Consider the following 13478-nt stretch of genomic DNA (forward strand, 5'->3'; position numbering starts at 1 on the left):
GCCCTGCTACGGCGTGTGGTCAGGAGGCGGCGACGGCGCTCGGGCGTTTCTCCTCGACCAGCCGCCCGACGCCGCGCAGGTCGGGCTGGCGCAGCACCTGGGGGGCGCGCAGCCGGACCTCGTACTCCTCCTCCAGAGCCGCCAGCAGACGGGCGGCGGCGAGCGAATTGCCGCCCGCGTCGAGGAAGTTGTCCAGCGGACCGAGGTCGGGGCGGCCCAGCAGCTCCCGGCAGAGCCGCAGCACGGTCCGCTCGGTGGGCGTGGCACCCTCCTCGGCGGCCCCGGCGCCGCGGGTCTCCTCCTCGGCCGCGAGCAGGGCGGCCCGGTCGACCTTGCCGTTGGCGTCCAGCGGGAATGCGTCGACCACCCGGACGACGGCCGGCACGGCCTGCTCCGGCAGCCAGGCCCGGACCTCCGGCAGCAGCTCGGCACCGGTCGGGCCGCCGGTGCCCAGACCGCCGTCACCCGGCGCCGGCTGGACGAAGGCGACCAGCTGGACCCCGCCCGCCCGGTCCTGCCTGGCCGCGACGACGGCCCGGCGGACCCTGGCATCACGCTCGAACGCCGCCTCGACCTCGGCGGGTTCGATCCGGACGCCGCTGACCTTGACCTGGTCGTCGAGGCGGCCCAGGAACTCCAGCACGCCGTCCGGCCGCATCAGCACCCGGTCGCCGGTGCGGTAGACGCGGTCGGCGCCCTCCACCCCGTCCGGCGCGGGGACGAAGCGGCGGGCGGTGAGCTCCTCGTCCAGGTAGCCGAGGGAGAGGCAGCGGCCGCCGATCCACAGTTCACCGGAGTGTCCGCGCGGCACCGGCCGGCCCGCCCCGTCGGCGACCAGCAGCACCGCGCCGGGCACCGGCCGGCCGATCGGCGGCGCGCCGGTGCCGTGGTCGGCGCCGGGCGCCATGGTGTGCGTGGTGGTGACCACGGTGGCCTCGGCCGGCCCGTACATGTTGTGCACGGTGGCGGTGACGTCCGGGCCGGGGGCGCGGCGCAGCCGGTCGCCGCCGATGCCGAGGTGGCGCAGCGCCAGCCCGGTGGGCCAGGGCCGGTCGAGCACGGGTTCGGCCAGCGGGGTGGGCAGCACGCTGACGGTGATCCCCGCCGAGCGCCACCAGTCGGTGAGCGCGCCCCGGTCCCAGCGGACGGCTTCGGGGGCGACGACGAGGGCGGCGCCGGAGGTGAGGGTGGCCCAGAGCTCCTTCACGTGCGGGTCGAAGGCGACGCCGATCAGCAGGCTGTGCCGGTCGCCGGGGCCCAGGCCGGTGAGCTCGCGGTACCAGTGCAGCAGGGAGCCGAGGGAGGGCTCCCCGACGGCGACCGCCTTGGGGGTGCCGGTGGAGCCGGAGGTGAGGACGGCGTAGTGGGTGCCGGCCGGGGCGCCGACCGCGCCGGCCGGGGCCGGGGCGAAGGCGGCGACCACGGTGGGGTCGGCGACCGCCCCGGCGAGCGGGGCGGAGAGCGGGAGGTGCTCGCCCCCGGCGTGGGCGGGCGGCAGCAGCGCCGGGTCGCCGACCAGGCAGGCCAGTCGCAGGTTGCGGGCGACGGCCTGGAGCCGGCGTTCGCCGGGGCGCGGGCCGAGCGGCAGGTGGACGGCGCCGAGCCGGGCGACCGCCAGGGTGACGGCGACCAGCCCCGCCGAGTGGTCCAGGCAGACGCCGACCAGGTCGCCGGGACGCACCCGGTCGCGCAGGGAGTCGGCCAGCGTGTCGGCGAGGCGGTCGAGTTCGGCGTAGCTCCAGGTGCGCGCACCGTCGACGAGCGCCGGGGCGTCCGGGGTCCGGCGGACCCAGTCGGTGAAGAGGCCGAGCACGGCGCCGTCCTGGTGCGGGCGGCCGTACGCGACGCTGGAATCAACCTGATTGTTCGTCATATCGCGCCCTCCGGGCGGGTGGTGGTCGGCCGGCCCAGACCCATGGCCTGCGCGACGATCACCTTCTGGACCTCGGAGGTCCCCTCGATGATCGTCATCATCCGGACGTAGCGGTACAGGAACTCCAGCGGGTGCCCGCGCACCCAGCCGGTGGCGCCGTGCACCTGGAGCGAGCGGTCCACCGCGCGGACGGCGGTCTCGGAGGCGGTGAGCTTGGCGAGCGCCGCGTTCTCGGGCGCCTCGGTACCGTCGTCGACCAGCCGGGCGCAGGCCAGGGTGAGCAGCTTGGCGGCCTCCACCTCGGCCCGGGTGCTCACCAGGTGCTCCTGGACGTGCTGGTAGCTCCCGATCCGCTCGCCGAAGGCCTGCCGTTCCCGGGCGTACTCGACGCCGAGCCGCAGCGCGTACTCGGCGACGCCGTTGCACATCGCGGCGACCACCAGGCGGCCCCGGGAGAGGCTCTCCATGGCGAGGGCCGTGGCGGCGCCGACACCCTCGGCTCCGCCGATCACCGCGTCCATCGGCACCCGGACCCGGTCGAGCGTCAGCTCGAACAGCGGCTCGCCGGACATGCCCTCGTACCGCTGGCCGATCCGCAGTCCCGGCTGGTCCATCGGGAGGGCGAAGGCGGTGGCTCCGGCGGTCGGGCCGGCGCCCCGCCCGAGGTCGGTGGCGGTGACGACGAGGGCGAGGTCGGCGCGGTCGGCGTTGCTGACGAAGGTCTTGCGGCCGTCGATCACCCAGCCGTCGCCGTCGCCGTCGCGGACGGCGGTGGTGGTGAGCCGGAACGCGTCGGATCCGGCGTGCGGTTCGGTGAGGGCCAGGCAGCGGGCCGCCTCACCCCGCACCAGCGGCAGCAGCCAGCGCTCGATCTGCTCGGGCGTGCCGTGCCGCAGCAGCGGGCTCGGGCCGTCCGAACCGGCCAGCGCGTACGGCGCCAGCGGGCAGCCGCTGCGGCCCGCCGCGTGGTGCAGCAGCACCACGGCCGTGAACGGCATGCCGGAGCCGCCGAGTTCCTCCGGGTAGTCGCCGGCGTAGAAGCCGAGCGCGGCCGAGCGCTTGCGAACGTACGCGCGCAGCTCGGCGGGCGGCTGGTCGGCGGTCTCGGGCAGTTCGGCGGCCAGCGGGACGAGTTCGCGGCGGACGAAGCTCTCGAACGCGTCGACCAGTTCGCGGTGGTCGCGTTCCAGGACGGCGGAGGGTGCGGCGTTCACCGGGCGCCTCCGGTCAGGACGCGGGCCTGGTCGGCGAGGACGGGGTGCTGGAACAGCGTGCGCAGCGCCGGTCGGCCGCCCAGGTGCGGCTCCAGCCAGGCGGCCAGCCGGGCGGCGAGCAGCGAGTGGCCGCCGACCTCGAAGAAGTGCGAGTCGGCGGTGAAGCGGTCGTGGCCGAGCACCTCGCGCCAGGCCTCGGCGACCAGGTGCTGGCCGGGGTCGGCGAAGGCGGTGGCCGTCGGCGCGGTCCGCTCGCCGGGGGCGGGCAGTTCGGCGGCGATCCGGGCGAGGGCGGCCCGGTCGGGCTTGCCGCCGGGCAGGGTCGGCATGGTGTCCAGCGCCGTCCAGACGGCCGGGACGAGCCCGCCGGGCAGCCGCAGCGCGAGGGCGGCGTGCAGCGCGGCCTGGTCGGGCTGTCCGGTGCCCTCCAGGAACCCGAGCAGACGGGGGCCGACGTCCTGCCCCTGCCCCTGACTCTGCTCCCGGTCCCGGTCCTGGTCCTGGTCCTGGTCCTGGTGCAGCACCACCGCGCAGGACCGGCCGCCGAGTTCGGCCGAGGCGGCCGCCTCGATCTCCTCCAGCTCGATCCGGTGACCGCGGAGCTTGACCTGGTTGTCCCGGCGGCCGAGGAACCAGAGCCGGCCGGTCAGGTCGCGGTACCCGCGGTCGCCGGTGCGGTACACCCGCTCGCCGCCGAGCGCCGGCACCGCGACGAACCGGGCGTCCGTGAGATCGGGGAGGCCGAGGTAGCCGTCGGCCAGCGCGGCGCCGCCGACCGCCAGCTCGCCGACGCACCCGGCGGGCAGCGGCTGGAGCCCCTCGTCCACGACGTGCACCCGCACGCCCGGCAGCTCGACGCCGAGCGGGATCTCGGCATCCCCGGCCAGGTCGGCCGCGGTGACCTCGTGCACGGTGGAGGTGACGGTCGCCTCGGTGACGCCGTAGGCGTTCAGCACCGTGGTGGCGGTGCCGTCGGTCAGACCGCGCAGCGCCCGGGCGGGCAGCCGCTCACCGCCCAGCACAAGCAGCCGCGGGGACCACCGCCCGTCCGCCAGCGCCTCCCGCAGGTCCTCCCGGACGGCCAGGAAGTAACTGGTCGGCAGGTTGGCGACGGTGACGCCGCGGGCGGCCAGCACCGCGACCAGCTCCGGCCCGGTCGGCACCTCGCGCTGCGGCAGGACGAGGGTGGCGCCGGCCGCCAGCGAGGGCAGCACCTCCTCCAGCGCCACGTCGAAGGAGGGCCGGGCGAACAGCAGCACCCGGTCGGCGGGGCTCAGCCCGTACCGGCGGGCGAGGGCGGCGACCCAGCCGGCCAGCGCGTCCCGGCCGACCAGCACCGGCTTGGGCACACCGGTCGAGCCCGAGGTGTGGATCAGGTACGCGGCGCCGTCGAGCACCGCGGCCGGCTCCGCCTTCGGGAACGCCGGACCGTCCAGCAGCGCCGGGGTGACGCCCTCGGCGGGCAGGGCGAGCGCGCTCTGCCGGGTGGCCAGGACGAGGGCGGGGCTCAGCCGTTCCAGCAGCAGGCCGAGGCGGGCCGCCGGGTCCTCGGCGGACAGCGGGGCGTACACCGCGCCGTGGCGCAGACAGGCGAGCAGGGCGACCACGCTGTCCACCCCGCGCGGCAGCACGGCGGCCACCGGCTGGCCGGGGGTCACTCCGGCGGCGCTCAGCCGGTCGGCGAGCGCGCCGACCCGGCGGTCGAGGTCGCCGTAGGTGAGCCGCTCGGCGCCGGCGACCAGGGCGAGCGCGGCCGGGTCCTGCGCGGCGGCCGGGTCGAGGACGACGGGGGCGGCGGCCTCGACCACGGGCCCGGCGGCGGGGACGGGCCCGGCCGCCAGCTCGGCCAGGGCCGCCTGCGGCCGGTCGAGGTAGCAGCGCAGCAGCTCCAGCAGGCGTTCGGCCAGCAGCCCGGCGGTCTCCTCGCCGAAGAGGTCCGCGTCGTAGTCCCAGACCAGGGTCATCCCGGCGGCGCCGTGCTTCTCGCCGACCACCCGGCGGTCGTCCGGCAGCAGCACCAGGTCCAGGTCGAAGCGGGTGGTGCCGGTGTTGAAGCCCTCGTACAGCGAGACCTCCAGGCCCGGCGCCTGGACGTCGGGCAGCGCCGCGTCGTGCGCGCTGAACATCACGCTGAACAGCGGGTTGTCCGCCCCGGTGGTGTGCAGCCCGAGCAGCCGCGTCAACTCCTGGACCGGCACGTCCTGGTGGGGCAGGGCGCGGAGCAGGACGTCGGTCGCCTCGTCCACCGCCTCGGTACCGGGCGCGGCCGGGTCCAGCCGCAGCCGCAGCGGCACCGTGTTGACGAACATGCCGACGGTGCCCTCGAAGCCGGGCGGCCGGTTGCCGACGGCGGTGCCGACCACCAGCTCCCGGTGGCCGCTGTGGCGGCGCAGCAGCTCGGCGAAGAGGGTGAGGAGGGTGCTGAACGGCGTGTGGCCGTCCTGCCGGCCGCGGTCGCGCAGCCGCTCGGCCAGGTCGGCGCCGATCGACTGGCGCAGCTGGCCGCCCCGGTGGCGGCGGACCGCCCCCGGGCGGGCCAGCCCGGGCAGGGTCAGGGCGAGCGGGGCGTCCGTCAGCTCGCGGCGCCAGAACTCCAGGCCGCGGGCGCGGTCCCCGTCCCGGGAGCCGTCGGTGCCGGTCCGGACGTGCTCCTCGTAGGAGGGGGCGGCGGGCAGTTCGGCCGGCTCGCCAAGGACGTGCCCGCGGTAGACCGTGAACAGGTCGCGCAGCAGGATCGCGAACGAGTGCCCGTCGTGGACCAGGTGGTGTTCGACGTGGATCAGCCGGTGGTGGTCCTCGCCGAGCCGGACGAGGTGCCAGCGCAGCAGGGGCGCCTGCGTGGTGTCCAGCGGCTCCTCGGCCTCGGCGGCGAGCAGCGCGCGGAAGGCGCCTTCGGGGTCGGCCTCGCCGGAGAGGTCGCTGGTGCGCAGCCGCGGTTCGGTCCGGGCGCCGACCCGCTGGCCGGGCACGCCCTCCGGCCGGGCGACGAGCTCCAGCCGGAGGCCGGGGTGGTGGGCGAGCACGGCGGTGAGCCCGGCGCGCAGCGCGTCGGGGTCGAGCGCGCCCCAGAGGTCGAGGGCGGCGGTGAAGTTGTAGGCGCGGCTGCCCGGCAGCATCTGCTCGTGCAGCCAGACGATCTCCTGCGAGGAGGAGAGAGCGAACATGGACGGTCCCTTGGCTGTGGCGGGTGGGTGTTCGTTCGGGATCGGACGGCGGGCGGGCGTGGTGGACCCGCCCCTCGGGTCGGTGCGGGCGCCGGGGGTGGTGGCGCCGGACACCGGTGGTTCGGGCGGACGGTGGTCGCGGGCGGACGGAGGGTCGGAGGGAGGCGGGCGCGCCCGGGTGGGATCAGGCGGCGCCCAGGTGGTGGCGGAGCGTGGACAGCAGCGCCTCGAACGCGGCCTCGGCGGCGGCGTCCGGGCAGCGGTCGCGGTCCCAGGCGAGGCGGACCAGCAGGTCGTCCCCGTGCGAGGCCGAGACCGCGAGCGGGGCGGCGAGCGGCCGCCCGGCCAGGTGGGTCTCCCGGCCCGCCGTCCCGGCGAGCACCAGCGGCGGGCGCCGGTCCAGGTCCTCGAAGGTCAGCGCCGCGTCCAGGGCTCCCGTCCAGGGCGCCCCGGCGGACCGGGCGGCGCGCACCAGCTCGTCGAACGGGGTGTCGGCGTGGTCGAGGTCGTCCCACCAGGCGGCGCCGAGCGCGCCGAGGTCGCCGGCCGTTCCGGCGGCGGCCGGGTGCACCAGGGTGTTCAGGAAGCAGCCGAGGACCGGCGGCGCACCGGGCGGACGGCCGCCCCACGGGTAGCCGAGCGCGAGCGCGCGGTCCGGGCGGAACGCCCGGTGCGCGGCGACCGAGACGGCGTCCAGCAGGGCGGGGAAGAGCGCGGCGCGGGCCGCGCCGGTCACGGCGGGCAGCCGGTGGACGACCATGCCGGTGGGGCGCGGCGCCGCGCCGGAGGGCGCCGGGCCGCCGCTCAGTCCGCCGAGCCGGGCGGCCCAGTGGGCATGCGCGGCGGGGCTCGCGGCGGCGGCCTCTGCGGCCAGCTGGAGCTCCACCGCCTCCCGGTAGGCGGCCAGGCCGTCGGCGGCCGGCCCCGGCCCGGACAGCCGCCCGTCCTCCGCGGTCTCCGTGGCCGCTGCGACCGCCGCGCCGTCCGCCGTGTAGGCCGCGCCGAGTTCCGCCGTGGCGAGGCCGAGCGACTGCTCGTCACAGACCGCGTGGTCCAGCGCGAGCGCCAGCAGTTCCTCGTCGTCGTCCGGCCCGGCCGCGAGCAGCAGGCGCAGCGCCGGCCCGTCGGCCGGCCAGTCGAGCAGGGCACGGCGCAGTGCCTCCCGCGCCGTGTCGCCGGGCCCGACCGTCACCCGGGCCACCTCGACGGACGGTTCGCCGAGCCGCAGCACGGGTGTGCCGCGGACGGTCGCGAAGCCGCCGCGAAGCGCCGGGTGGCGGGACGCCAGCCGGGTGGCGGCACGGCGCAGCCGGGGCAGGTCCACGGCGCCGCGCGGATAGCCGAAGAACAGCGGCACGACGTCCGGGCGGCCCTGCGGGTCGAGCCGGCGGGAGATCAGGAAGCGGCGCTGGGCTCCGGTGAGCGGAAGCAGGCCGGCCGGCCCGCCGGAGGCGGCGACGGACCGGTACCGGGTGAGGTAGGCGGCGGTGATGCTGGGCTGCACGGAAGGGTGCCCGCTTTCGGTTCGAGGCGTGTCGGGGCGTGTAAAGGCGTGTCGGGGCGGCCACCGGGCCGTCCGGCGGCACGCGGCCGGTCGGAGTCGGCGGGCGGGCGGGTCAGCGGATGTGGCCGGTGAACGTGGTCAGTGGGCAGGTCCCGCCCCGTCGGCGCCGGTCGCCGGCCCGGCCACGGTCTCGGGCCCGGCCGCCCCGGAATCCGCCGGCCCCGCCCCGTCCGCCCCACCGGTCGGCAGCTCCCGCAGGCCGCGCAGCGGCGACAGCAGCAGCGGCACCGGGACGGCCAGGAACCCGACGGCGCAGACCCAGAGGGCCGTCCGCGGTCCGGCCGCGGCGGCGACGGCGCCCCCGGCCAGGGCGCCCAGCGGCAGGGTGCCCCAGACCAGGAAGCGCATGGTGGCGTTCATCCGGCCGAGCAGCTCGGGCGGGCAGACGCTCTGGCGGAAGCTCACCTGGGCGACGTTGTAGACCACCGCGCCGAACAGCACCACCCCCGAGCCCAGCCCGAACAGCACCGCCCCCGCTCCCCCGCCGGACAGCGGCCAGAGCATCGCGAACGGCGCCGTGGCAACCGCCGAGAGCCAGATCAGCCGGGCCTGGCCGACCCGCCCGGCCAGCCACCCCGCGCACAGCGCGCCGGCCAGGCCGCCGACGGCCGAGACCGAGAGCAGCGCGCCGATGGCGGCGGGCGAGAGCTCCAGCACCCTGACCCAGAAGACGGTCTGAACGGCCATCAGCACGGCGCCGAAGAGGTTGGAGACGGCGGTGGCGGTGGCGATCGCCCGCAGCAGCGGGTGCCGCAGCACGAACCGGACGCCTTCGGCGACCTCCGCGCGCAGCGACCGCCCGGGCACCGGCCGGGGCGCGGGTTCCTCGGTCCGGATACCGGACAGCAGCACCGCCGAGGCCAGGTAGCCGACCGCGTCCGCGGCGATCGCGAGCGGCGCGCCGAGCAGCTGGACCAGCCCGCCGCCCAGTCCTGGGCCGGCCACCTGGGCGGAGGAGCGGACGGTCTCGATCGCCCCGTTGCCGCCGACCAGGTGCTCGCGCGGGAGCAGCGCGGGCAGGAAGGACTGGTGGGCCACGTCGAAGAAGACCGTGGCCACCCCGGTGACCAGGGCCACCAGGTAGAGCTGGGTCATCGTCAGCACGCCGAGCGCGGCGGCCGCCGGGATCGACCCGACGGCGAGGCAGCGCACCACGTCCGCGCGGATCAGTACGGGCCGTTTGCGCGTCCGGTCGAGCCAGGCGCCCGCGGGCAGGCCGACCAGCAGGAAGGCGGCGGTCTCGGCGGCGGTCAGCAGACCGACCTGGAACGGTGTGGCGTCCAGCTCCAGGACCGCGGCCAGCGGGAGCGCGACCAGGGTCACCTGGCTGCCCACCTGGGCGGCGGCGGCGCCGGAGAGCAGGAGGCGGAAGTCGCGGTGGCCCAGCAGGCGGTCCCGTGCCGGACGACGAGGAATGTCGTTCATCAGTACGACTCTCGGTGACGGATCCGATACGGAGCAACCGGCGGGAATGTTTCCGGACGCCTCCCGGAACGGCCGGATCGCGCCACCGTCCCCAGCTGCCCCAGGGGTCGCCTCCGCCCCAGCCGCCCCACCGGGGCCGTCCGCGCCGCCGGGACCAGCAAGGTCATGACTTGGCAAAGGAAACGGCCCGACGCCCAACAGCGGGTCCGATATTCGGACATGCGTGTTCACGCCACCGGACACACTCCCGCAACTTGGCCGGATCCGGTGAATCCCTGACGGAGCATCACCCTCCGTTGGCGCTGCCGTGATACCGGCGCACGCCCGCGCGAGCGCCCCCGGCCGCATCCCGAACGTGCGGCTGTCTGGCCGTCAACTGCCTCCCCGACCTACCATGTTGGTGGTCGGAGGAGGTGGCGCCGGTGGCACGCGGAGACGGGGAGCCCGGACGGCGACTGGAGGCCGCGATCGCCTGGGCGCTCAGGAACTCGGACGGTGTGATCGCCTTCTGCGGCGCCCTGGTCGTCGGACTCCTCGACATGCTCGGGGGCGCCATCGACGACAACGTCGTCTCCGGGGCCACCCTGCTGGTGCTGGCGGCGGTGGTCTACGGATCGCTGGCCGAGCGCAAGCGGCGGATCACCGACATCCGGGAGGCGACGGCCGGCGCCAGGCAGGCGCTGGACAGTCTGGCCTCGGTGCGCGAGCTGGCCGGCGTGGACCTCGAACGGGCCCTGGAGCTGGCGCGACAGGACACCGACCGCTGGGTGTTCAAGGGCGGCACCGGCACCTACCTGCGGGCCGTCACCCTGCCCGAGTGCGTGCGCGAGGCGCAGCGCAGGCGCCGTTCCCTCACCGTCAAGATCGACATCGTGCACCCCGGAGACGAGCGGGCCTGCGCCTCCTACGCGCGGTTCCGGCAGACCTTCGGCCACCGGCCGGAGGTCCTGCCCGCCGACGGCTGGAGCGTGGAGCGCACCCGCAAGGAGTCGTACGCCACGGTGTTCGCCGCGTGCTGGTACCGGCAGCGGCTCGACACCCTGGAGATCGACGTCCACCTCTCCGCCGTCGTCCCGACGCTGCGCTTCGACCTCTCCGCCTCGTGCCTGATCATCACCCAGGACGATCCGCGCCGGGTCAGCCTGTACGTGGAGCGCGGCCGTCCCCTGTACGACTACTACCTCACCGAGCTGCACCACTACCGGGAGCAGGCCGTCAAGCTCGACCTGCGGGACACCGAGCCGCTCAGCGACGACCCGACCGTCGACGAGGCCCGGCGCCTCTTCGAGCAGCTCCGGCTCCCGCTCCCCGCGGCCTTCGCCGACCGGGACGTCAGCGACATCATCGACCGGGCGCTGCGCGCGGAGAACCCCTACCGCAGGTAGGGCTTGTCTGACAATTCCCGCCGCGCCGCGAACTGTCGGACAAGCCCTAGCCCTCGAAGGCAGGAGACGATGGAGGACCTCTTCACCACGCTCGACCGGGCCACCGGCCGCGACCGGGCGGCCCCCGGACTGGAGGGGCTGGTCCGCGGGATCCTGGCGGACGTCGCCTCGGGGGCGCTGGCCCTGCGCGCGGTGGCCCACCCGCTCGGGTTCTACTGCCTGCCGGTCCTGCGCGAGGGGGCGCACGGGGTGTGCGTACACGTCTTCGGCCGCGCCCCGCAGGACCCGCGCCGGGCCGCCGACCCCCAGCAGATCCACTGCCACAGCTGGGAGTTGACGAGCAGCGTGCTCTACGGCCGGGTCGGCAACCTGCGGATCGGGGTGTTCGACGAGCCGCGGCGGCCGACGCACCGCGCGTTCGAGGTGCACAGCGCGGCGGGGACGGACGAGATCCGGCCCACCCCCCGGCTGGTGCGCTGGGAGCCCGGCGAGGAGCGGACCAGCGCGCGCGGCGAGACGTACACGCTGCCGGCGGGTGACTTCCACGCGACCCTGTTGCCGGGCGGCGCACCGGCCGCCACCCTGCTCCTGGGGCGGTCCGTGCCCGGGCCGGTGGACATCGTCCTGGGGCCGGTCGACGGCCCCGCCCACCGGGTGGTGCGCCGGCTCTGCAGCGTCGCCCAGACGGTTCGAATCGCCGGCGAGACAGCCAGGAGGATCAGTGAACACGCTCCGGCCGAATGACCCCGCACCCGATCTCTCGTTCGAGTGCCGGATCGCGGTGAAGGCCGCCGAAGAGGCCGGCACGCTGCTGCGGCGCCGCTTCCGGCGGGACTTCGGCGTCCGGCCGAAGGGCGCGGACGGCGATGTGGTCACCGAACTCGACCTGCTGGCCGAGGCCCTGGTCACCCGGCGGCTCGCCGAGTCCTTCCCCGACGACCTGATCGTCGCCGAGGAGGGCGGCCGGACCGACGGACGGAAGGAAGGCCCGCCCTCCGGCCGGACCTGGCTGGTGGACCCGCTCGACGGGAGCAACAACGTGGTGATCGGCCTGCCCGCCTATGTGGTGGGCATCGCGCTCTGCGTCGACGACCTGCCCGTCCTCGGCGTCGTCCACGACCCGGTGGCCGGTCGGACCTGGCGGGCGGTGCGCGGCGGCGGCGCGTTCGGCCCGGGCGGGCCGCTGCGGCCGGCGGCCGGTCCGGTCGCCGCGCCCAGACCGCTGCTCGGCTGGACCCAGGGGCACGGGGTGCCGGCCGGCGATCCGGTGGTCCGGTCGCTGAAGGCGGAGCTGGAGACGGGCTCGCGGCGGCTGCTCCAGCTCTGGGCACCGCTCCTCACCTGGTCGATGCTGGCCCGCGGGGACATCGACGGTTTCGTCGGCTACCGGGCGGAGGAGATCGACCTGCCCGCCGGATACCTGCTCGCGGCGGAGGCCGGCCTGGTGGTCCTGGGGCTGGACGGCACCGGGTTCAGCCCCCGGATCGGGCAGCCGGAGACCGCGCGCAGCTTCGTCGCGGGGCGGCCCGAGGTGATCCCGTACCTGCTGGACCTGGTGGCCCGCACGGCCGCCCCGGACCAGAACTGACCGGACCAGGGCTGACCGGAGCCGCCGGGCCGCGAGGTCAGTTGGCGACGGCGAGAGCGCCGGTCGCCAGCAGCACCGCGCCGGCCGCCAGCACGGCGCCGGTCCCGGCCACGCTCCGCAGCGGCACCCGCAGGCCGTGCGCGCGGCACCGCTCGTACCAGAGCAGGGTCGCGAGGGAGGCCCACGGCGCCACCAGCGGACCGACGTTGGTCCCGATCAGCAGCGCCAGCAGCTGCTGGTGGTTGCCGGCCGGGACGGCGGCCTCCCCGGCCAGGTACACCGGCAGGTTGTTGAGCAGGTTGGCCAGGCCCGCGCCGACCGCCGAGGCCCGGAACATCCCGACCACCCCGCCGTCCGTCCCGATCGCCCCGGCCAGCACCCGGTGCAGCCCGTGCGCGTCCACCGTCTGCACCACCAGGAACATCCCCGGCACCATCACCAGCAGCCGCCACGGCACCAGGGAGGTCCGCAGCGCCGCCGGCCGCCGCACCGCGAAGGCCAGCACCGCGACGGCCGCGGCCACCCCCGAGGCCGCCCAGAGCGGGAGGTCGGCCAGCAGGGTCGACAGCAGGAAGCCCGCGCAGGCCAGCCCGCAGATCCCGAACAGCACCCGGTCCGCCGGCCGGTGGGCCGGCGGCGGCAGGTAGTCGGCCGCGCCCCGGCGGCCGCGCCGCCAGTAGAACAGCCAGAGACAGACCATGGTGACCAGGACGGAGGCCAGTTGCGGCGCCCACATCACCCGGGCCAGCCCGGACGGCGACAGCGCGACCCGCTCGGCCGCCAGCAGGTTGGTCAGGTTCGACACCGGCAGCAGCAGGCTCGCGGTGTTGGCCAGCCAGACCGTGGTCATCGCCAGGGGCAGCGGCGCGATCCCCACCCGGGACGCCAGGGCCAGCATCACCGGGGTCAGCAGGACGGCCGTGGTGTCCAGGTTGAGGGTGACGGTGGTGACGGCGGCGAAGGCCACACAGAGCAGGAACAGCAGCGGGTAGCTGCCCCGGCCGGCCCACGCCACGCCCGCCGCCACGACGTCGAACACCTCGGCGGCACTGGTGAGTTCGGCGAGCACGATGACCGTGCCGAGAAAGGCCAGCAGCGGCGCGATCCGGGAGAGCGCCGACCCGGCCGCCGCGGTCGGGAGCAGGCCGGTGGCGAGGCAGAGCAACCCGCAGGCGAGCAGCCCCGCGGCCACCCAGTCCAGCGGATGAAGGCGTCTGACGGCAACGGGGTAGGCGAACACGGGGGTCAGGGTCGCACACGAGCGG

9 protein-coding genes are annotated in these 13478 nt (G+C 76.3%); 3 read left to right on the plus strand and 6 right to left on the minus strand.

Annotated elements, in window-relative coordinates:
- Nucleotides 1–19: 19 nt before the first annotated feature.
- From ACIQIB_RS04905 to ACIQIB_RS04925, 5 genes are all read right to left on the minus strand, one after another.
- On the minus strand, nucleotides 20–1873 hold the full coding sequence (locus tag ACIQIB_RS04905; protein WP_400756692.1) for an amino acid adenylation domain-containing protein: 1854 nt from the start codon (nucleotides 1871–1873) through the stop codon (nucleotides 20–22).
- A complete protein-coding gene (locus ACIQIB_RS04910) occupies nucleotides 1870–3087 on the minus strand; it encodes an acyl-CoA dehydrogenase family protein (protein WP_400756693.1) in 1218 nt (405 codons plus the stop codon). The genes ACIQIB_RS04905 and ACIQIB_RS04910 overlap by 4 nt, the downstream gene beginning before the upstream one ends.
- Nucleotides 3084–6251 (minus strand): amino acid adenylation domain-containing protein, encoded by a 3168-nt coding sequence (locus ACIQIB_RS04915; RefSeq protein WP_400756696.1) that lies wholly within the window; start codon nucleotides 6249–6251, stop codon nucleotides 3084–3086. Before ACIQIB_RS04915 ends, ACIQIB_RS04910 begins: the two co-directional genes overlap by 4 nt.
- Nucleotides 6252–6435: 184 nt before the next feature.
- Nucleotides 6436–7755 (minus strand): non-ribosomal peptide synthetase, encoded by a 1320-nt coding sequence (locus tag ACIQIB_RS04920; RefSeq protein ID WP_400756699.1) that lies wholly within the window; start codon nucleotides 7753–7755, stop codon nucleotides 6436–6438.
- A 138-nt stretch (nucleotides 7756–7893) separates the two neighbouring features.
- Complete coding sequence (locus ACIQIB_RS04925; RefSeq protein WP_400756702.1) at nucleotides 7894–9240, minus strand: MFS transporter; 1347 nt, start codon at nucleotides 9238–9240, stop codon at nucleotides 7894–7896.
- 422 nt (nucleotides 9241–9662) lie between these two features.
- Here ACIQIB_RS04925 and ACIQIB_RS04930 point away from each other — a divergent pair, with 422 nt between their 5' ends.
- The 3 genes from ACIQIB_RS04930 to ACIQIB_RS04940 all read left to right on the plus strand — a co-directional run bounded on the left by ACIQIB_RS04930 (nucleotide 9663) and on the right by ACIQIB_RS04940 (nucleotide 12213).
- Complete coding sequence (locus ACIQIB_RS04930) at nucleotides 9663–10625, plus strand: hypothetical protein (RefSeq protein ID WP_400651452.1); 963 nt, start codon at nucleotides 9663–9665, stop codon at nucleotides 10623–10625.
- A gap of 69 nt (nucleotides 10626–10694) precedes the next feature.
- Nucleotides 10695–11369 (plus strand): hypothetical protein, encoded by a 675-nt coding sequence (locus ACIQIB_RS04935; RefSeq protein ID WP_363608152.1) that lies wholly within the window; start codon nucleotides 10695–10697, stop codon nucleotides 11367–11369.
- Entirely contained in the window at nucleotides 11347–12213 is an 867-nt protein-coding gene (locus tag ACIQIB_RS04940) for an inositol monophosphatase family protein (protein ID WP_400756704.1), read from the plus strand. The genes ACIQIB_RS04935 and ACIQIB_RS04940 overlap by 23 nt, the downstream gene beginning before the upstream one ends.
- 37 nt (nucleotides 12214–12250) lie before the next feature.
- On the opposite strand, the gene ACIQIB_RS04945 is transcribed toward ACIQIB_RS04940, so the two are convergent.
- The gene (locus tag ACIQIB_RS04945) at nucleotides 12251–13453 is read right to left on the minus strand and encodes an SLC13 family permease (RefSeq protein ID WP_400756706.1); all 1203 of its coding nucleotides are present in this window, start codon (nucleotides 13451–13453) and stop codon (nucleotides 12251–12253) included.
- Nucleotides 13454–13478: the final 25 nt, after the last annotated feature.

This window comes from Kitasatospora sp. NPDC092286, from assembly GCF_044755565.1.
Classification (GTDB): Bacteria; Actinomycetota; Actinomycetes; order Streptomycetales; family Streptomycetaceae; genus Kitasatospora.

Coding starts and splice junctions, on each gene's coding strand:
- ACIQIB_RS04905 (WP_400756692.1), bottom strand. CDS start 1,873: ATGACGAACAATCAGGTTGATTCCAGCGTCGCGTACGGCCGCCCGCAC.
- ACIQIB_RS04935 (WP_363608152.1), top strand. CDS start 10,695: ATGGAGGACCTCTTCACCACGCTCGACCGGGCCACCGGCCGCGACCGG.
- ACIQIB_RS04915 (WP_400756696.1), bottom strand. CDS start 6,251: ATGTTCGCTCTCTCCTCCTCGCAGGAGATCGTCTGGCTGCACGAGCAG.
- ACIQIB_RS04925 (WP_400756702.1), bottom strand. CDS start 9,240: ATGAACGACATTCCTCGTCGTCCGGCACGGGACCGCCTGCTGGGCCAC.